The organism is Nonomuraea sp. SBT364, assembly GCF_001083785.1.
GTDB lineage: Bacteria > Actinomycetota > Actinomycetes > Streptosporangiales > Streptosporangiaceae > Nonomuraea.
This window is the reverse complement of the sequence record NZ_LAVL01000008.1, coordinates 13,593-33,257: the sequence shown is the minus strand read 5'-3', so window position 1 is coordinate 33,257 and position 19,665 is coordinate 13,593. Positions and strand designations below refer to the sequence as shown.

Here is a 19,665-nt window from a genome sequence, read left to right as displayed (position 1 = left end):
TCCTCGACCGCGCTCAGCACGGCCTTGACGCGGTCGTCGAACACCTCGCCGGCGGGCGTGAGCCGGATGCCCGCCCGGGTGAACCCGCTTCCTCGGCTACCGCCACGAAAGAGCGAACATGCCTCAGTTCCATTCACGCCTCCCGCTCCCACGCTCCCGGCCACCCTGCGGGCACGTCGCCGCGAACACAATGTTCTGGCGAAAGGCGGTACCCGAGCGTCGATCACCGGTATTGCCGATGAAACGCAACCCATCAAGAAAGGAGCAGATGCAGGTATTCGATATACACAGTCCGCAATTGTCGAGAAAGAGCGCGTTAGGCGGCGCTGCCGGTTTCCGGGCGGTTCAGCTCGGAGCGCGCCCGGGCCACCATGGCGAGGGCGTGTGGAAGGCCGCCGAGACCGTCGGCCAGCGCCTCCAGAGCGGAGAGCAGGACACCCGCCGGGAATCCGCGCGCCGTGGACACGTCCGCCATCCAGGAGACGAAGGACGAGAAGAGCTCGGGATCGTGCACGTACAGGGCGGCCCGGAGATAGTCGACGATGTGGGCGACGTTCTCCGCGGTGGGCCCGAGCCGCTGCTCCGGACGGGCCTGCAAGCGGTCCAGGACGGCTCTCACCAGGTTCGGCGCGGCCTGGGTCACGTGGGCGTACTCGTGGCCGCCCAGGTTCGCCTCGTCCTGCGCCGGCCGACGCGGCAGCGGCCCGGCGGCCAGGAGATCGGCGGCTGAGCGGGCGTCGGGCGCCCAGGCGTCGGCCCCCAGCAGCCGGGCGTAGCGGCCGTCCGGGCCGAAGGCGGCGCCACCGGCCAGCACCGGCAGGCCCGCCGCCTGGCACGCGGTGATCGTCGAGTGCGCGGCGGGCAGCCGGATCGCCAGCGAACTGGACAGCGCCACCACGTCCGGGTTGTTCCGGTGCAGGTGCGCGACCAGGTACGGCGCGGGCACCTGCGCGCCCAGGTAGTCGACGCGCCAGCCACGCACCCGCAGCACCTCGGCCAGCAGCCGCGCGGGGAACGCGTGCCACTCGCCGTCGATGCACGCCACCTCGACCTGTCCCCTGCCCGGCGCCGGCCGCTCCCGCTGCGACGGATGGTGGACCAGGGCGGCGACCACCCGCTCGTTGATGGCGGTCGCGGTGTGCTCCTGGGCGACCGAGAGGCGGTCGGCCGCCCATTCGCGGCCCACGCGGGACTGCACGGCGGCGACGACGTCCAGCAGCAGGGTCTCCATGGGGACGCCGTCGTCGAGCGCGGCCAGCGCCGCTTCGGCCGCGGCGTACTCGTCGCCGCCGGTCGCCGCCGTCCACAGCCTTTCCACGTACTCCTCGATGGCCTCACTCATGGCACCCGTCCTCCCCCTGCGCCGGGCCGGCGGTGATGGCGACGACCGCCATGTCGTCGTGCTCGCCGTCGCCGACCCACTCGGAGGCGAGCATCTGGACGCGCTCCGTCAGCGCCTCCGGAGGCATGCCGGCACACTGCCGGAGCTGCTCCCGCAGCCGGTCCTCGCCGAAGAACTCGTCACCGAGCGGGCCGCCCCTGGCCTCGATGATGCCGTCGCTGTAGAGCAGGCAGGTCTCGCCCGGATCGAGCATGACGGCACCGGTGACACTGGTGACGTCCTCCAGCATCCCGATCAGCGTCCCGTCGGCCCCGACGTCCTCGACCCGGCCGTCGTTGCGCACGACCATCGGGGACGGGTGCCCGGCGGCGGTGACCCGCAGCGCCACCCGGGCGCCGCGGCGCTCGAACGAGGCCAGCACCAGGGTCACGAAGCGGGTTGCGTCACTGTCGGCGACGAGCACGCCGTTCAGCGACTCCAGCACGCGCTGGTGATCGTCGGCCAGCGGCAGCAGGGCCCGGAGGGTGTTGCGGATCCTCCCGGTGAGGACCGCGGCCTCCAGCCCCTTGCCCGACACGTCGCCGAGCACCACCAACGACTCGCGTCCCGAGCCGGCGACGGGGTAGACGTCGTAGAAGTCCCCGCCGACCTGCTCGCCGGGACCGGCGGGCCGGTAGAGCGCCGCCAGCTCCACGCCGTCCAGGCGCGGGGGCGCGGGCGGAAGCAGCTCGGCCATCAAGGTCTCGGTGATGACCGCCTGCTCGGTGTAGATGCGGGCGGCCGAGATCGCCGCACCCGCCCACACCGCGAACAGCCGCACGAACACCCGCTCCCGGTCCGTCAGCCCGGCCCGCCGGGAACGGCGCAACAGCACCAGCGCCCCCGCGGGCAGGCCGTGCCCGGGCAGGCCGACCAGCGCCACGGACCCCACCTCGCCGGTTCCTTCGCGGATCATCCACTCCGGGACCGAGGCCGGGTCGATCCAGCGGACCGGCGACGGCGGGAAGCCCCGCAGCACCTCGGCGAGCTCCGGCACCGTACGCGGGTCGACGGTCTCGGTCCCGCACGCCGCCTCGCCTTCCGGGCCGCAGTACGCGGCCACGTACCTGTGACCGGGCACCGGCATCACGACCAGCGCGGCGTCGGCCAGGCACCGCACGGCCAGGCGCGCGGTCACCTCCATGCACCGGTCGAGGTTCAGGGACGACAGGAGTTGGTCGGAGGCGTCGGCCAGGAACGTGACCCACTCCCGTTCGGCCCGGAGGGCGTCGGCGTCCTGCCGGCAGCCGGTGACGTCGACCAGCCACCAGATGACGCGGTCGCCGTCGGCGTGGACGGCGTGCGCCTGGTACACCCGGTCGCCGATCGGCCCGGAGGGCGCCTCCCGCCCGCACGCCGGGCGCGCCCGCGCCAGCCACGCGGGGGCCACTTCCGGCAGGTGGGCGCCCGGGACCGCGCCGGGGAGCAGCGACCGGGCCGCCCGGTTCGCCTGCTGGACGACGCCTGCCGTGCCGAGCGCCCACATGGGGTACGGTGCGTCCTCCCACACCATCCGGTTCATGGCCCGCCCCAGGTCAGCGCCGGGAGCCGTGGTTGCGGCGGGTGATGGCGGCGTTCAGCGCGGTGGCGAACGCCGTCCATCCCGCGTACGGCAGGAGCAGCAGCCCGGCCCGCTGGTCGGCCGCCCAGGCCCGCCTGACGAGCATCGCGTTGGACGCGTTGAGCGCGACGATCTCGGCCAGCGCCAGGCGCGGCGCCCGACTCCGGAAGAACAGCGCCGGCCAGGCGGCGTTGAGCAGCAGATTGACGGTCAGGGCACGCTGAAGACCCTGGCGCTCGTCCTGGTCCCCCCGGCTCAGCGCCCGCGCGCCCGCGTAGGTGATGAGCGCGTACAGCGGGGTCCAGACCAGCGGGAACGCCTGGGGCGGCGGCTGCCACGGCGGTTTGCGGAGCCGCCGGTACCACGCGGAGCGGGCGTCGGTGCCGAGCGTTCCGGCGACGGCGGCGGCGGTGACCCCGAGAGCCGTCCTCAGCAGCAGCTTCTTGTCCATGGTCGCCCCCTGCCCGCGAACGCACCCGGCTCACCGCGCGACTCCGCCTCCATGAATAACGTTCCGTGAACGTTCAGCGGACGCCCTATCTGCAGGTCTACCGAAACCTGACTCCAGTAGGCAGAATCCGGCAGGCACGAGTGTGAACGAACGGTTAACGAAAGCAGGACCGCACCACGATGGAAGCTCGCGCTACCAGGGAACGGGGACCTACGGGCGAGCGTCGGCTGTCGCTGCTCTTCCTGGCACCCTCGCTGATCATTTTCATGATCTTCGTCTTCTATCCGCTGGGCAGGACGTTCTACCTGTCCACGATGGGGACCGACATCATCGGCCGGGCCAACAAGTTCGTCGGGCTGGACAACTTCGCGGCCATGTTCTCCGACCCGGGCTTCTTCAAGGCACTGGGCACGACCGCGCTGTTCGTCCTGTTCACGGTGGTCCCGGCGATCGCCGGCGCGCTCGTCGTCGTCCTGCTGCTGGAGTCGCGGATCAGCGGGCAGCGGATGTTCCGTACGGTGTTCGCGCTCCCGTTCGCCTTCTCGGTGGCGACCGCGTCGGTGATCTTCGCGCTCATCTACAACCCGGCCGTGGGCATGGCCAACGGCGCCCTCAGCTATCTCGGCGTCGACCGGATCGGCTGGCTCACCGAGCCGGACCTGGCCCTGATCTCGATCTCGATCACCACGATCTGGATGACGCTCGGCTACAACGTCCTCGTGCTCTCGGCGGGAATCGGCGCGATCCCCACGGAGGTGCTGGAGGCGGCCAGGCTCGACGGCGCGACGGGGTGGCGGCTGCACGGCCGGATCACCATCCCGATGCTGTCGCCGCAGCTCTTCTTCCTCATCGTGATCTCCACGATCCACGCGCTGCAGAGCTTCGGCCAGATCCACATCCTCACCAAGGGCGGCCCCGACGGCGCCACGTCCACGCTGGTCTATTGGATCTACGAGAAGGCGTTCAGCTACGGGTCGTCCGACTTCGGCACGGCCAGCGCCGCGGCCATCGTGCTCCTGGTGATCGTGCTGGCGTGCACGGGCATCCAGTTCGGCGTGCTGGAAAGGAAAGTCCACTACCGATGAGCACTTCCTCTTCCGTCACGGGTTCGGTCACGAGCAAGATCGTTGTGTATCTCGTGCTCGTCGTGTGCGCGCTCCCGGTGGTCTTCCCGCTCTACTACGCGTTCGTGGGCGGCATCATGACGCCGGGCGACCTGTCGAGCTATCCGCCGAAGCTCGTCCCGACGGCGATCGACCTCGGCAACTACTCCTCGGCGCTCGACACGATCCCGCTGGCCAGGCAATATCTCAACTCGGCGATCCAGACGGGCATCGTCACCATCTGCCAGCTCCTGTCGAGCGTGCTGGCCGCCTACGCGTTCGCGTTCCTGCGCATGTGGGCCAAGACGGCGATGTTCGCGCTGTTCATGGTGACGCTCATGGTGCCGTGGGAAGCGATCATCCTGCCCAACTACCTGCTGATCTCGGACCTGGGGCTGACCAAGGGGCCGCTCACCTATCTCGGGCTGACCCTGCCGTTCCTGGCCCACGCCTTCGGCACCTTCCTGCTCCGGCAGTCGTTCCTGCAGTTCCCGCTCGAAGTGCGCGACGCCGCGGTGATGGACGGATGCGGCCATCTGCGGTTCCTGTGGCGGATCCTGCTCCCCCTGTCGAAGCCGGCCATCGCGGCGGTCGGCGTGTACGTGTTCATGACCACGTGGAACCAGTACTTCTGGCCGCTGATCCTCGGCAACGACGACAAGTACAAGACCCTGCAGATCGGCGTGTCCATGCTGAACGACGCCGAGTCGTCCAGTCCCACGCTGATCCTGGCCGGCGTCACCCTCGCGCTGCTTCCCACACTCGCGCTCGTGATCTTCGGGCAGCGCTTCATCATCCGCGGCCTCACCGCGGGCGCGGTGAAGTGATCAAAGAAACGGAGTTCCCCTGATGACACAATCCCGATCCAGGCGGATGCGCGGCGGGCTGGCTGTCACGGCCGCGCTGTCCCTCGCCCTGACGGGCTGCGGAGGCGGCAGCGGCTCCGGCGAGGGCGGCGAGGCCGCCACGGCGCCCGGCGCGGACGCGATCACCGAGCCGATCGAGATCGAGTTCTGGCACTCGATGAAGGAGAAGAACGAGCTGGCCATCAAGGCCATGGTGGACGACTTCAAGAAGGTGAACGACAAGATCACCGTGAAGCCGGTCTTCAAGGGCGACTACGACCAGATGGTCGTCGCCTACAAGCAGGCCGTCCAGCAGGAGAGCACGCCGCCGCTGGTCCAGATCTACGACATCGGCTCGCGGTTCATGTACGACGCCAAGCAGGTCGTCCCGATGTACAAGTTCATCGAGGCGGACAAGTTCGACCAGAACGCGAACATCGAGCCCAACATCGCCAGCTACTACACGATTAAGGACAAGCTCTGGTCGATGCCGTTCAACTCTTCCGCGCCGCTGCTCTACATGAACGCGGACGCCGTGAAGAAGGCCGGCCTGGACCCGGACAAGCCGCCGGCGACCCTCGACGAGATCGGCGAGTGGGCCGAGAAACTGACCGTCAAGGAAGGCGGGACGGTCAAGCAGTACGGCTTCAACGCCGCACTGTACGGCTGGTTCGTCGAGCAGCTCACCGCCCAGGACAACGCCGAGTACTGCGACAACGGCAACGGCAGGAACGGCCTGGCGACCAAGGTCAACTTCGGTTCCGGCGCCGGGCCGAAGTTCGCCCAGTGGCTGGGCGACCTGGTGAAGGAGGGCTACGCCACCAACACCGGCCGGCCGACCGACCAGGCCCAGAACGCGTTCAAGACCGGGACCATCGCCCTGCACCTGGAGTCGACCTCGGCCCTCGGCGGATACACCGAGGCGGCGAAGGGCAAGTTCGAGCTGAAGACCGCGCCGTTCCCGAAGCCGTCGGCCACCTCCAGCGGCGGCACGATCATCGGCGGCGCCTCCCTGTGGATCAACGCGGTCGGGCACACCGACGCGGAGAAGCGGGCCGCCTGGGAGTTCGTCAAGTTCGCCAACACGCCCGAGCAGCAGGCGAAGTGGCACGCGGCCACCGGGTACGTGCCCGTCAACCCGCAGGCCAAGTCCAACGACAACCCGAACTTCCAGGTCGCGGTGACGCAGCTGCGCGCGCAGAGCCCGTCGCCGGCCACGTCGGGCTGCCTGCTCGGCATCATGCCGGAGGCCAGGAAGGCGGCTGAGGTCGGGCTGGAGCAGGCCGTGCCGGCCGGCGCCGGACAGGACGCCAAGACGTCGGCCGACCAGGCGATGCAGAACGCGGCCACCGGCCTGCAGGCCGCCATCCAGAAGTACAACACCAACGTCCAGTAGCGATCCCTGACCGGGCGTCCGCGAAGGGCGCCCGGTCAGTCCCCTTGCTTGAGCCGGGCCACGCCGACGAGGTCGTCGGGGGTGGCGTCGGGGACGTGGTCGTCGAAGCGGGACAGCACCCTGGTCCTGAGCGCACCGGCCACCAGCAGCGCGATGAACAGCCCGAAGATCACGTAGATCAGCGCGACGCCGCGCCCGGGGCCGGTGCCGAGCACCGCGCCGACGGTGCCCGCCAGCGCGCCGCCGGGGAGCATGAGCGGTTCGAGCGCCCGTTCCGCGATCGGCGTCAGCACGCCCACGCCGAGCGGGATCGTGGACCAGGCCACCATCTGGTTGAGCGCGAACACCCTGCCGTGGTAGCGCTGGGGCACCTTGACCTGGATGATGGTCGCGTACACGCCGTTGACCAGGGCGAGCCCCAGCGACACGCCGAACGCGCCGATGCCGATGAGCACGAGCGACCGGGTCAGGCCGACGACCACGCACGAGACCGCGATCACCAGGGTGAGCAGCAGCATGCCGATCATGCGTCTGCGGCGCGGGCCGCCCCACAGGCTCATCCACAGGCCGCCGGCGGCCGCGCCCGCGCCGCCGCACAGCGCCACCACGCCGACCTCGGGCAGCCCGGCGAAGGAGAGCACGAGCGGCGAGTAGAGCATGAAGACCGGGGACAGCACGATCGCCAGCAGTGCGAAGAACGCGACCATCGCCCGGAAGTCCCGGTTGCCGATCGACAGCCGGAAGCCGGCCCTGATCTCCGCGCCGACGCTCTCCCTGCGCTGGTGGGCGAGCGTGGCGGGGAAGCGCGCGAACGTCAGCACGATCGCGGCCACCAGGTATCCGGCGATGTCGGCGATCAGGATGCCGCCCAGGCCGATCACCGACATCAGCCCGACGGCGGCGAGCGGGGCGACGAACTGGGCCACGCCCGCCGTCATCTGCGCGACGCCGTTGGCGTGCCCGAGGTAGCGCTTGGGCACGAGCTGCGGGATCGCCGAGGAGTACGCGACCCGCTGGAAGGCCAGCGCCACGGAGAGCATCGTGAGCAGCGGGTACAGGGTCCAGGTGTCGAGCCCGCCGGTGAACAGCAGGGCCGCCGCGGCCGACTGGATGCCCAGCCCGGCCAGGCTGCTCGCGAGCATCACCGCGCGCCTGCTCGACCGGTCGACGATGGCGCCGACCAGCGGCGCGGCCAGCACGCCCGGGATCACGGCGAGCACGGTCATCAGCGCCATCTGCGCCAGCCGCCCGGTGCTGAGGTAGATCCAGATGGGGATGGCGAACTCGGTGATCGTCGCGCCGGTGATCGTCACCATCTGGCCGAGCGCCACGGCCAGGAACCGGCTCACGCTCGGCTCGGGCCCGGCGGGCACTTCCGGGGACTCCGGGGCCCCGGGGGCGTCGGGGGCCCCGGGGGAGCGGTCGGAGACGGCGTCGACGCTCCAGCCCGGACCGCTGTCGCCGGGGGTGAGTGGGTCACGTGACAGGATCGCGGCCAGCTCGTCCGCACGATATTTCAAGAAATAGTGACCGGCTTCGTTGATCACCGCCAGCGTCGTGCGCCCGGTCATGAAGTGCCACTCGCGGTAGCGCTCCTCGTAGTACTCCGTGGTCGGGTCCTGCTCGCCCACGATCGACACGATCGGCGCGCGCAGCGGCGGCGCGTCGGCCTCCAGCAGCCCGGTGAAGTACTCCTCGGCCTGCCGGGCGTCGTGCCGCATGTTGCGCACGATGAACGCCCGCTGCTCCTCGTCGAGGTCGCCCAGGTCGGCGCCCATCGAGGTCAGCCAGTTGAGCTGGCCCCGGTCGCTGCGCCACCGGTCGCCGCCGGTGGCCCTGGCCCACAGGCCCAGCAGCCCGCGTGTCGGCCGGGCGAAGGGGAAGATCCCGCCCAGGTAGACGATCTCCACCTGGCGGCCGGCCTCCTCCAGCAGACGGGCGATCGCCACGGTCAGCGCACCGCCGACCCCGCAGTGCCCGTACAGCGACAGCGGGCCGCCGACCTTTTCCATGATCTCCGCCGCGCACTCGGCCGCCACCTGCGCCAGCGGCCGGGGCTCCTCCGCCAGGCCCAGGTCGTGGCCGGGCACCGCCACCGAGTACAGCGCCGTGTCCTCGGGCAGGGCGTCGGCGAGCGGCTGGTAGACGACCGCGCTGCCCCCGCCGTACGGGACGCAGACGAGCGTGCGCGTGGCCGGCCCCGGCGGGGTGAGCAGGTACAGCAGCCCGCGCCGGGCGGACGGCGCGCCCGCCACGGCGGCCAGCCTCCGCACGGTGGGATGCTGGAACAGGTCCATCACGCTGACCGGCGCGCACTCCTCGGGCAGGTCGCGGCGGAGCCTGGCGACGACCCGGGTGGCCAGCAGCGAGTGCCCGCCCAGGTCGAAGAAGTCGTCGAGCGCGCCGACCCTCGGCACGCCGAGCACCTCGGCCACGGCGGCCGCGATCGCCTCCTCCACCGGCCCGGCGGGCGGCTCGTAGGCCACGTCCCGCTCGGGGCGCCCGGCCTCCGGCTCGGGCAGCGCGGCCCGGTCGACCTTGCCGTGGGACTTCAGCGGCAACCGGTCCAGCCAGACGTAGCGGGTCGGGACCATGTACTCGGGCAGCGCGGTCGCGAGCGCGCGCCGCAGCTCGCCGACCGGGACGCGCTCGCCGCCGGCCACCAGGTACGCGACCAGCTCCAGCGATCCGGGCGCGCCACGGGCGTCGGCCACCGCGTGCGCCACGCCGGGCAGCTTGCGCAGCGCCTCGTCGATCTCGCCCAGCTCCACCCGGTAGCCGCGGATCTTCACCTGGAGGTCGCGGCGGCCGAGGAACTCCAGGTCGCCGCTGGGCAGCCAGCGGGCCAGGTCGCCGGTGCGGTACAGGCGCTCGCCCCGGACGGTCACGAACTTCTCGGCGGTCAGGTCCGGCCGGCCGAGGTATTCGCGGGCCAGCCGGTCACCGCCCACGCACAGCTCGCCGGGCACGCCGATCGGCACCGGGCGCAGGGCGGCGTCGAGCACGTGGACACGGGCGTGGCCCAGCGGACGGCCGATCGGCGTGACCGGGCCTCGGATCTCGTCGTCGGGCCTGACGGTGTAGGTGGTGACGCCGACGGTGGTCTCGGTCGGGCCGTAGTGGTTGACGATCTCGCACCAGCCCAGCGCCGCCAGCTCCCTGGTCTGCTCCCAGCTCGACCCCTCACCGCCGAAGATCATCGTACGGCTGGGCAGCAGCTGTTCCGGCGGCACCTCGGCGGCCAGCGCGCCGAAGTGGGACGGCGTCATCTTCAGGTAGTCGAGCCCGTGGCCGGCGAACTCGGCGCCGGAGATCCGCGACGGGTACAGCTCCAGCGTCCCGCCGGTCATGAGCGCCAGGTAGAAGACCGTGATCCCGAAGTCGAACGAGAGCGACTGCAGCAGCCCGAACCTGGCCCCGTGCCCGACGCCGAAGCGTTCGCGCACGTCGGACAGGTAGTTGAGGACCTGCCGATGCTGGACGGCCACGCCCTTCGGCCGCCCGGTCGACCCGGAGGTGTAGATCACGTACGCCAGGTCGTCCGGCCCGGCCACCGGTCCGACCGGCCCGGCGCTCTCCTGCGGGACCCCGAGCAGCGGGCCGCCGAAGCCGGCCACCGGCCCGTCCGACACCAGCGCCGCCGCGCCCGAGTCCGACAGCAGGTACGCCAGTCGTTCGGCGGGCTGCTCGGGATCGACGGGCACGTACGCGGCACCCGCCTTGAGCACGCCGAGCACGGCCACGGCCAGGTCCGGCGACTGCTCCAGGCAGATCGCCACCCGGTCCCCGATCCCCACGCCGGCGTCCCGGAGCAGCCCGGCGAGCCGGTTGGCCCGGCCGTCGAGCTCGGCGTACGTCAGCGTGCGGCCGCCCTGGACGACGGCCGCGTCCGCCGGCCGCGCGGCGGCGGTCTCCGCCACCATCCCGTGCAGCGTGCGCGCCCGCGGCGGCACCGGCTCGGCCCTGCTCCACGCGTCGAGCAGGGCGCGTTCCTCCGGCCCGGCGAGTTCGAGCTCCGACAGCCGTACGCCGGGGTCGTCGGCCACCTGGCGCAGCACGTTGGCGAAGTGGCCGCAGAAGCGTTCGGCGGTGGCGCGGTCGAACAGGTCGGTGCTGTAGACGAGGAAGAGCCGCAGCCCCTCTGTCCCCGCGACGGCCTCCAGCGCCAGGTCGAACTTGGCCCGCGCGGTCCCCGGGTCGTAGGGCTCGGCCGTCACGCCGTCGAGGGCGAGCTCGCCGGCCGTCTCGGCGCCCATCACGAACTCGGCCTGGAACAGCGGCGTGCGGCTCAGGTCGCGGCGCAGGTCCAGTGCCTCGACCAGCCGGTCGAAGGGCACGTCGGAGGCCATGAGCGACTCCATCGCGACGCCGCGCACCCGGTGCATGAGCTCGCGGAACGTGGGGTCGCCGGAAAGGTCGGTCCGCATCACCAGCGTATTGAGGAAGAAGCCGATCAGCGGCTCCAGTTCCTCGCTGTCGCGGGTGGAGACCGGGGTGCCCACGCACACGTCCTGCCGGCCAGTGTAGCGCGACAACTGCGCCTGGAAGGCGGCCAGCAGGGTCATGAACAGCGTGCACCGCTCCCGCCTGGCCAGCAGGCCGATCCGGTCGCTCAGCCCAGCGGGCAGCGTGAGGACCACGCGGTCGCCCGCCGTGGTCCTGACCAGCGGACGCGGCCGGTCGGTGGGCAATTCCAGGGCCGGCGCCCCCGCGAGGCGGCTCACCAGGGCCTCGGGCGGCCGGATGTCCTCCTCCCGCTGCTCGCGCGCGTAGTCGGCGTACTGCAGGGCCGGCGGGGCAGGGCCGGGCTCGCCGTTGTAGCAGAGGGTGAGTTCGCGCAGCAGGATGCCCAGCGACCAGCCGTCGGCGGCGATGTGGTGCAGCACGACGACGAACACGTGCTCGTCCGGGCCGAGGCGGATCAGGCAGGCGCGCAGCGGCTGGTCCTCCACCAGGTCGAACGGCCGCCCGGTCCACTCGGTCACCAGTCGCGCGGCGCGCGACTCGGCATCGGGGCCGTCGAGGTCGATCCGGGCCAGCGTGACGCGCGGACGCGGGTCGACGACGGCGACGGGCCCGCCGTCCTCGTCGGCGTAGCGGGTGCGCAGCACCTCGTGCCTGGCCGCGACCGCGACGAGCGCGCGTTCGAGCGCGACCGGGTCGAGCGGCCCGCGCAGGCGCTCGGTGACGAACATGTTGTAGGAGGCGTTGCCCGGATCGAGCTGGTTGAGGAACCACAGCCGCTCCTGGCCGGACGACAGCACACGGGAGCGGCCCGCGACCACGTGATCGGTAGTCATGGGCCTACCTCCAGGACACACGACAGGGGTTGACCCGTGATTGGAAAGAATCTTTCCAATTAAGGCGGGCCGCCAGTCTTACACCTCCGCTTTGCGCGCGCAAGTGCCTGTACACCGGGGTTCCGGTCACATATGGACGACGACCGCAGGCCGGCATACCCGGCTTATACCGCCGGCCATTACGGTCACCGGCCATGAGCGACGGCGGTATGGAACGCAGGCGGGCACTGGTCGTGCTGGGCGGTTCGGTGGCGGCGGGAATGGCGCCCGCCCTGGCGCGGCCCGCGTCGGCGGCGGCCTACGACTCGACCGTCGTCGTCGACGCCGCCAAGCGCCTGGGCACGTTCTTCAATCCCGGGTGGTACGTCAACCACACGCACCCGCACTGGTACTTCTCCAAGGGCCTGCTGCCGGACCGGACGATCGAACAGCTCCGTGACGACTTCAACGTCCGGTGGGCCCGGGTGACCGTCAGGGTGGAGTATTACCGCGACCAGGCCACCGGCAAGTACGACTTCACCAGGAACTACCCCTACCTCGACCAGGCGGCCTCGTACGCCAACCGGCTGCTGCTGAACTTCACCTCGTCCACGAGCATGGAGAAGACCCCGGAGCTCTGGGAGAAGATCATGCTCGACACCCTCCTGGACCACAAGGCGCGCTATCCGCAGATCGACTGCGTCATGCCGTGGATCGAGCCGGACCTGGGCAAGGTGGGCGGCACCCCGGCCGGGGCGGCGCTGACGCCACGGGAGTTCTACGCCTTCTACGCGGCCGGCTACCGGGCCGTGGCGGCGGTCAACGACCGGCTGAAGCCGAGCGTGCCGCTGACGTACGGCGGCCCGGCGACGTCGAACCTGCCGGTGGCGTGGCTCGCCGGGTTCCTCAAGCTCTACCGGGCCGACACCGACGCGAGGAAGCGGCTGGACTTCCTCTCCGTCCAGCTCTACAGCATGAACCGGGACAACCCCCGCCAGGCGATCGACCAGCGCACGACGATCCGGACCCTGCTGCGCGACGCGGGCCTGAACCAGAACCTGCCGCCCTACGTCACGGAGTACGGCGTCTACCCCGGCGCGGAAGCCGGGGAGACCGGCGGTCGCTCCGCGGCGGCCGACCTCGCGCACGACCAGCTGGTCCAGGCGTGCGGCGTCGCCGCCCTGGGCCGCTACTACATCGAGAGCGGCATGAACCGGCCCTTCCACTGGGTCATCCACCACGGCGAGAACCTGCGCAAGGACATGTTCCAGCCAGGGAAGAACGGGGTCCGCCTGCCGTTCGGTCACATCGTCGTCATGCAGGGCATGCTGAAGGACCGCCACGACGACGGCGAGCGGCTGGGCACCACGATCACCCCCGACGCCTCCAGGACCGGCGGCCGGGGGCTCGGCGCGGTCGCGCACGCCGATTCGCACGCGCTCACGGTGATGTACTGGAACTACCAGGCGGAGACCGGCACCAAGAACCACCAGACCAAGCTGGAGATCCGCAACATCCCCGAGGGCGTCTTCGGCGACCGGATCCGCGTGGAGATCTGGCTGGTGGACGCGACCACCAACAACCACACCTACGACGGGACCACCGAGTTCACCCGCGACGCGGTCTTCAGCATGGACCGGCCCGAGGTGTTCAAGCGCGTGGTCTCCCTGCGCAAGAACGCGGTGGGCTTCCTGCGCATCACCCCCGCCTCGTAGCCCCGGTCAGCGGAGCGGCGCGGGCCCTTCGAGCACCGTGTCGTCGTAGGCCACGTCGGTGACGCGGATCTTCATGTACTGGTCGCCGGCGAACACCCGGTATCGCGCCGGGTCGTCCGGCGTCCGTATGACGGCGTCCATGCCGCCGTCGGGCAGGCCGCCGAAGACGTCGTACTCGTCGCGGGAGCCCGGAACGCGCAGGGTCGCGTCGATCCCGTCACGGAACCCCGGCAGGTCGTCCCACGCCCCTGCGGGCTCTGCCGCGGCGGGCCGCCTCGGGGGAACCGGCGCCGCCCTCCGGGCGGTTCATCAGCGTGCCCGCGGTGACGACGGCGGCGAGCAGGAGAGCGGCCGCGACCGCCGTCAGGCCGACCGGGCGGCGCCTGGCCGGACGCACGTACGCGGTCTGCGGCGCCGTGGTGAGCCGCCGCAACGTCTCGGCCGCCGCCGCGCGTCCTGGGACACGAGGTCGTGCACGTCGACGACGTTCGGGTGCGGCAGACGGGCGATGGTGTGCGCCTCCCGGCGGACCCGGGCCGCCTGCTCGCCCGTGGCACGCACGTGCATCTCCTTCACGGCGACGGTGCGCCCCAGGAGCCGGTCGGTCGCGCGCCACACGGTGCCCATGCCGCCACCGCCGGGGCGGTCAAGCAGCACGCCCGGCGCTTCCCGGACGGAGGCCAGGCATGACCCTGCGGTCCCGGGGCAGGCACTCGTGCATGAGCAAAAAGGTCGAGGACTGGAGTGCGCTCGACGGCGCCTGTCACAAGGTCTCGGGCTGGGTGGCGCGGGCCACCCGTCCCACCGCGATCAAGAACGCGCTGTCGGGCACCTGGCTGGGGCACTCACTGCATCCCGTGCTGACGGACCTGCCCATCGGCGCCTGGGCCACCGCCTCGTTCCTGGACGTGACCGCGGGCCCGGCCGGGGCCGAGTCGGCGCGCCGTCTCGTCGGCGTCGGGCTGATCGCGACGGTGCCGACGGCGGCGGCGGGGGCGTCCGACTGGTCCGACACCTACGGGCCGGCGCAGCGGGCCGGGTTCGTGCACGCCCTGTGCAACGTGACGGCGACCGTCATGCAGGCGGCGTCCTGGGTGGCCCGCGGCCGGGGACGGCGCCGGGCCGGGATGGTCCTGAGCGGTGCCGGGCTCGCCATGACGGCGGTCGGCTCGTACCTGGGCGGGCGGCTGTCGCTCGTGCACGGCGTCGGCGTCAACCACACCGCGTTCCAGGGGACCATCACCGAGTGGACCGACGTCGCGGCGCTGTCCGCGCTCGGCGACGGGCGGCCGCTCCGCGTCACTGCGGACGGGGTGCCCGTGATGCTCGTGCAGGCCGACGGGGTGCTGCACGCGCTCTCGGCCACCTGCACCCACGCTGGGGGCCCGCTGGACGAGGGCGCCGTCGTCGGCGACGACTGCGTCCGCTGCCCCTGGCACGGCAGCGTCTTCCGGCTGGCCGACGGCAAGGTGAAGCGCGGGCCGGCGACGGTCGACGCGCCGCGCTGGGACGTGAAGGTCCACGACGGCCGCGTCCTCGTACGGTCCGCGACCGGCGACCGGGAGCCCGTCCGGGCGACGGTCCGGCGTTCGGAGCCGGCCATGACGCCGTCCTGACCACCAGCGGGACCCGCGGCCCGCACCCGCCCCGTGGCCCCGGTTCAGCGGTGCGGTGATCCCGCGAGTTCACCGATCGGCGCGACGACGTGCGCGCCGCGGTCGTGCGTCACGCAGACGGGCCAGACCTTCCACACCAGCTCCATGATCGTCTCCTGCGCCGCCTCGGCGACGTTCGCCGCCGTTGCAGTCGTTCCTGATCAGCCTGAGCGTCCCGGTGATCCCCGCTGCCCGGACATCCCGCTCCACGATGGCCAGAGCGCGCTCCAGCGTCGTCCACAGGGTGGGGTCGACCGCGAAGGTCGGCTCGAAGTTCGCGTCGCGGAGAAGGGCGGCGCCCAGCCGGGTCACCTCGTCGGCGGACAGCTCGGCGGCGGGGCGTTCGAGGAGCTTCCGGGCGGCCGGACCGACCCTGCCGAGCTCCCGCAGCACGGCGGCCAGCTCCAGGACGGGGGCGGCGTCGAGGGTGCCGCCACGCGTCGCCGTGTAGACGCGTCCCATCAGGTCGTCGGCCGACTGCCAGAGTCGATCTTCGGAGTCCACGCTGCAGTGTCGCCCACCTGATCGAGCTGGGCAAGGGCTTGTGGGACGGTGGGAGGGATGGAGCCATAGGGAGGAGCGTCATGGCGTTCACGGATGAGGAGATCGCCTATCTGCGGTCGCAGCCGCTCGCGCGCCTGGCGACCCTGGCGGCGGACGGGCAGCCCGACGTGGTCCCGGTCGCGTTCGAGTTCGACGGCGAGCGGTTCTGGGTCGGCGGTTCGGGCCCGTCGGTGCTGGAGACGCGCAAGTTCCGCAACGTCAGCGCCGGGAACGAGCTGGTCGCGCTGGTGGTCGACGACCTGGTGTCCCTGCAGCCGTTCGTGGCGCGGGGCGTCCGTGTCTACGGCCGGGCCGGGGATCCGGTCGAGCGGGCCGGGATGGTGGGGCCGGGTTTCTACGTCGGCATCACTCCGGCGGTCTCCTGGAGCTGGAACCTGGCGGGCGAGCCGGTGGGCGAGACCTGGTACGAGGCCCGGCGGACCGAGCACTGACGGCCGGGCCCGGGGTGAGCCCCCGGACCCGGCCACCGGTCAGCGGATCGGGGCGGACGACCAGGGCAGGCCGTCCGTGGGCCACAGGTCGGCCTGACGCCTGAGCGTGTTCTCGACCCGGCCGCCGACGGGGCAGCGGAAGCCGTGCGGGGGCACGACCAGGGAGATCAGGTAGTTGTCGATGGGAACGGTGCTGCACTCGTCCTTGCCGTAGATGCGGTGACCCCAGCCCTCGTACGTGAGCAGCACCGCCTTGCGGCCAAGCTGCCTGGCGACGTTGGCCGACCAGTTGTACGGGGTGGACGGGTCGTGCAGCGAGTTGCCCAGCAGCAGCGGCGCGCTGCCCTTGTAGCGAAGGCGATGCTGCGGGTTGTTGACGGGGTGGTTGAGGCAGACGGGCAGGTCCTCGATCGGCATCGGGTTGAAGCGCATGTCGGGGGCCCGGCGGTTGGAGCTGCGCAGCAGCGCGGCGTACTCGCGGTAGTCGCGCACCCGTAGGTTGTAGTCCTGGCAGAGGATCGTGGTCGGCAGGTGGGCGAGCTCGCCCTGCACGGGCTGACGGCCCGGCAGCGGGGGCACCCACTCGGGCGGCGTGCCGCCGTTCAGCGCGTTGATCATCTCGGCCAGGAGCTGCCAGGCGGGGCCCTCGGTGCCGAGCACGCCCTGCCACAGCACCTGCAGCTCGGTCATCGGGCGGTCGGGGACGCCCGGGTAGTACAGCTCGCCGCGCCGGGCCTTGGCCAGCAGGTCCTTCCAGATCGCGCGGACGTCCTGCCCGTGCAGCACGCAGCTCGGCTCCTGGTCGCACCAGCCGACGAACTGGTCGAAGGCGTCCTCGACCGCGGCGGCCTCGGTGTCGAGGAACCTCTTGACGCGCAGGCTGTGGTCCATGTTGCTGTCCAGGGCCAGCGCCCGGATCCGGCCCGGGAACAGCTCGGCGTACATCTGGCCGATCAGCGTGCCGTACGAGATCCCGTAGTAGGTGAGCTTCTCCTCGCCGAGCGCGGCGCGGATGGCGTCCAGGTCACGGGCGACGCTGACCGAGTCGACGTGGTCGTACAGCGGGCCGGTGCGGGCCCGGCAGTCGGCGCGCAGCCGCTCGTTGTAGGCGGTCCACCGGTCGAAGTCGGCCTGGCTGGTCATGACCGCGTACGGCATCTCGTTGTAGACCGACGCCGAGCAGACCACCGGGTTGCTGCGGCCGACGCCGCGGGGGTCGAAGCCGACGATGTCGAAGTGCCGCTGCAGTTCGGGGGTGAAGAAGCCGGGGGCGCCGTAGGCGGCCTCGACGCCCGACCCGCCCGGTCCGCCCGGGTTGATCACCAGCGAGCCGATACGGGCGGCGGGGTCGGTGGCCTTGCGCCTGGCCAGGGCGAGGTCGACGGTGGGCCCGTCCGGCTCGGACCAGTCGACGGGGACGGCCAGCGTGCCGCACTCGGCGGCCGGCTCCTCCTCACAGGGCGCCCAGGCGATGGCCGGGGCCGTCTCCACGGCCGTCGCACCGGCCACCTGGACGGGTAAAACCGCTGCGACCATGACGAAGGCGGTCGCCAGCAGGGTGAATCTTCTTTTCACATCGCTCCCATCGTCAGTCGTCCGGCCGAGTTAGATCATGCCGGGTCGGCCGGACGCGTGAAGCAAGATGGGAAATGTCGCACATAGCCGTATGCCCCGGGTCAGCGCCCAGGGCATACGGCACGGGGCCTCCGGCTTCACGGCACGGGCACCGGCTCCTCCCGCTTGCCGCGCGCCGGGGCGGGGGCGCCGGTGGGCGGCACGCGGCGCAGCAGGGTGACCGACAGCAGGACCGCGCCCGCGACCAGCACCGCGGCGACGGCGGCGGCGACGTTGAGCCCGCCGGTGAAGGCGTCGCGGGCCGGTTCGAGCAGGGCCCGGGCCGTGTCGGCGGGCAGTCGTCCGGCGGCGGCGAGCGCGCCGGGCAGGGTGTCGGCGGCCTCGGCGGCGAGCGCCGGGGGCAGGCCGTCGACGGCCGGCGCCTGGGCGCGGTAGACCGCGGCGCCGATGCTGCCCAGCAGCGCGATGCCGAGGGAGACGCCCAGGTCGCTGGCCGTCGTGTTCACCGCGGACGCGGCGCCCGCCTTCTCGGGCGGAGCCGCGCCGATCACCAGGTTCGTGGTGAGCGCCATGGTGGGGGCGATGCCCGGGTACAGCACGTAGAACCCGGCGATCAGCAGCGGCAGCCCGGCGCTGCCGTCGACCTGCGTCATCAGCGCGTACCCGATCACCGACAGCACCGCCCCGGCGGCGATCACGTACGCGGGCCGCACCCTGCGGGCGATCATGGGTGACACGGTCGAGACCACGACGAGCATGAGCGCGGCGGGCAGGATCCACAGGCCCGACGCCAGCGGCGACAGCCCGGCCACGAGCTGCAGATACTGGGTGAACAGGAGGTAGACGCCGCCCAGGGCGATCGCCGAGAGCAGGAAGACGCCGAGCGCGCCGCTGAAGACCTTGTCGGCGAACAGGCGCACGTCCAGCAGCGGGTTGTCGAGGCGGAGCTGCCTGCGGACGAACACCGCGCCGAGCACCAGACCGGCGGCGACGGTCGCGACGGCGACAGCGGTCGGGCCGGACTTGGCCAGTTCCTTGATCCCGTAGACGAACGGCAGCAGCGTGCCCATCGACAGCAGGACGCTGGGCACGTCCACCGATCCCGCCCGGGGCGCCCGGTACTCGGGCACCAGCAGCGGCGCCGCGACCACCACCAGGGCCATGACGGGGACGCCGGCCAGCAGGGCGGCGCCCCACCAGAACGACTCCAGCAGCAACCCGCCGACCAGCGGGCCGACGGCCACGCCGACCGAGACGGAGGCGGCCCACAGACCGATGGCGGTGCCGCGCTGCCTGGCGTCCTGGAAGGTGTTGCTGATCAGCGACAGCGTGGAGGGCATCACGGCCGCCGCGCCGATCCCCATCACCGCCCTGGCCGCGATCAGCAGCTCGGCGCCGGGCGCGAACGCCGCCGCCACGGAGGCGAGCCCGAAGGCCACCGCCCCGAACAGCAGCACCTTGCGCCGTCCGACGCGGTCGCCGAGTGTTCCCATGGCGACGAGCAGGCCGGCCATCATGAAGCCGTAGATGTCGTTGATCCACAACAGCTGGCCGCTGCTCGGGCCCAGGTCGGCGGCGATGTGCGGGGTGGCCAGGAACAGCACGGTCATGGCCAGGAACAGCAGTGCCGTGGGCAGGAGCAGGACGGCCAGGCCGAGCCAGGCCCTGGCGTCGGCGCGAGGCGATTCGTGCACAGACATGATCGGTTC

15 protein-coding genes are annotated in these 19,665 nt (G+C 71.8%); 6 read left to right on the top strand and 9 right to left on the bottom strand.

Annotated features, from left to right (window positions below; translation table 11 throughout):
• Positions 1–316: 316 nt before the first annotated feature.
• From ADY59_RS06190 to ADY59_RS06180, 3 genes are read right to left on the bottom strand one after another with little or no spacing between them, the layout of a single operon-like run.
• A complete protein-coding gene (locus ADY59_RS06190; RefSeq protein ID WP_049558791.1) occupies positions 317–1,342 on the bottom strand; it encodes a cobalamin B12-binding domain-containing protein in 1,026 nt (341 codons plus the stop codon).
• A complete protein-coding gene (locus ADY59_RS06185) occupies positions 1,335–2,903 on the bottom strand; it encodes a PP2C family protein-serine/threonine phosphatase (protein WP_049558789.1) in 1,569 nt (522 codons plus the stop codon). Before ADY59_RS06185 ends, ADY59_RS06190 begins: the two co-directional genes overlap by 8 nt.
• A gap of 13 nt (positions 2,904–2,916) precedes the next feature.
• Positions 2,917–3,393 carry a TspO/MBR family protein gene (locus tag ADY59_RS06180; protein ID WP_053174485.1) on the bottom strand — a complete coding sequence of 159 codons (477 nt, stop codon included), beginning with the start codon at positions 3,391–3,393 and terminating at the stop codon, positions 2,917–2,919.
• Positions 3,394–3,659: 266 nt separating this feature from the next.
• Here ADY59_RS06180 and ADY59_RS06175 point away from each other — a divergent pair, with 266 nt between their 5' ends.
• Genes ADY59_RS06175 through ADY59_RS06165 form a run of 3 tightly spaced genes read left to right on the top strand, consistent with a single transcriptional unit; the run spans position 3,660 to position 6,737 of the window.
• Positions 3,660–4,478, top strand: coding sequence for a carbohydrate ABC transporter permease (locus ADY59_RS06175; protein WP_231618572.1), 819 nt, complete (start codon positions 3,660–3,662; stop codon positions 4,476–4,478).
• Positions 4,475–5,323, top strand: coding sequence for a carbohydrate ABC transporter permease (locus ADY59_RS06170; RefSeq protein ID WP_049558785.1), 849 nt, complete (start codon positions 4,475–4,477; stop codon positions 5,321–5,323). Before ADY59_RS06175 ends, ADY59_RS06170 begins: the two co-directional genes overlap by 4 nt.
• Before the next feature lie 22 nt (positions 5,324–5,345).
• Positions 5,346–6,737: an ABC transporter substrate-binding protein gene (locus tag ADY59_RS06165; protein WP_049558783.1), complete on the top strand. Its 1,392-nt coding sequence runs from the start codon at positions 5,346–5,348 to the stop codon at positions 6,735–6,737.
• Between the two features lie 35 nt (positions 6,738–6,772).
• Here the strand turns inward: ADY59_RS06165 and ADY59_RS06160 are convergent, their stop codons facing one another.
• Positions 6,773–12,037: a non-ribosomal peptide synthetase/MFS transporter gene (locus ADY59_RS06160; protein ID WP_049558781.1), complete on the bottom strand. Its 5,265-nt coding sequence runs from the start codon at positions 12,035–12,037 to the stop codon at positions 6,773–6,775.
• Between the two features lie 194 nt (positions 12,038–12,231).
• Between ADY59_RS06160 and ADY59_RS06155 the strand changes: the two genes are divergently transcribed.
• The gene (locus ADY59_RS06155; RefSeq protein WP_156325329.1) at positions 12,232–13,731 is read left to right on the top strand and encodes a glycosyl hydrolase; all 1,500 of its coding nucleotides are present in this window, start codon (positions 12,232–12,234) and stop codon (positions 13,729–13,731) included.
• A 6-nt stretch (positions 13,732–13,737) separates the two neighbouring features.
• Here the strand turns inward: ADY59_RS06155 and ADY59_RS53255 are convergent, their stop codons facing one another.
• Both ADY59_RS53255 and ADY59_RS06150 read right to left on the bottom strand, forming a co-directional pair.
• Entirely contained in the window at positions 13,738–13,872 is a 135-nt protein-coding gene (locus tag ADY59_RS53255) for a hypothetical protein (RefSeq protein WP_269433555.1), read from the bottom strand.
• Between the two features lie 222 nt (positions 13,873–14,094).
• The gene (locus ADY59_RS06150) at positions 14,095–14,388 is read right to left on the bottom strand and encodes a protein kinase domain-containing protein (protein WP_049558776.1); all 294 of its coding nucleotides are present in this window, start codon (positions 14,386–14,388) and stop codon (positions 14,095–14,097) included.
• Positions 14,389–14,450: 62 nt separating this feature from the next.
• Between ADY59_RS06150 and ADY59_RS06145 the strand changes: the two genes are divergently transcribed.
• Positions 14,451–15,347: a Rieske 2Fe-2S domain-containing protein gene (locus ADY59_RS06145; RefSeq protein WP_063780572.1), complete on the top strand. Its 897-nt coding sequence runs from the start codon at positions 14,451–14,453 to the stop codon at positions 15,345–15,347.
• 69 nt (positions 15,348–15,416) lie between these two features.
• On the opposite strand, the gene ADY59_RS06140 is transcribed toward ADY59_RS06145, so the two are convergent.
• On the bottom strand, positions 15,417–15,890 hold the full coding sequence (locus ADY59_RS06140; RefSeq protein WP_049558774.1) for a hypothetical protein: 474 nt from the start codon (positions 15,888–15,890) through the stop codon (positions 15,417–15,419).
• A gap of 80 nt (positions 15,891–15,970) precedes the next feature.
• On the opposite strand from ADY59_RS06140, the gene ADY59_RS06135 reads away from it, so the two are divergent.
• Positions 15,971–16,381, top strand: coding sequence for a PPOX class F420-dependent oxidoreductase (locus tag ADY59_RS06135; RefSeq protein ID WP_049558773.1), 411 nt, complete (start codon positions 15,971–15,973; stop codon positions 16,379–16,381).
• A gap of 39 nt (positions 16,382–16,420) precedes the next feature.
• On the opposite strand, the gene ADY59_RS06130 is transcribed toward ADY59_RS06135, so the two are convergent.
• Both ADY59_RS06130 and ADY59_RS06125 read right to left on the bottom strand, forming a co-directional pair.
• Complete coding sequence (locus tag ADY59_RS06130; protein WP_063780571.1) at positions 16,421–17,956, bottom strand: alpha/beta fold hydrolase; 1,536 nt, start codon at positions 17,954–17,956, stop codon at positions 16,421–16,423.
• A 137-nt stretch (positions 17,957–18,093) separates the two neighbouring features.
• Positions 18,094–19,656, bottom strand: coding sequence for an MFS transporter (locus ADY59_RS06125; protein WP_049558771.1), 1,563 nt, complete (start codon positions 19,654–19,656; stop codon positions 18,094–18,096).
• Positions 19,657–19,665: the final 9 nt, after the last annotated feature.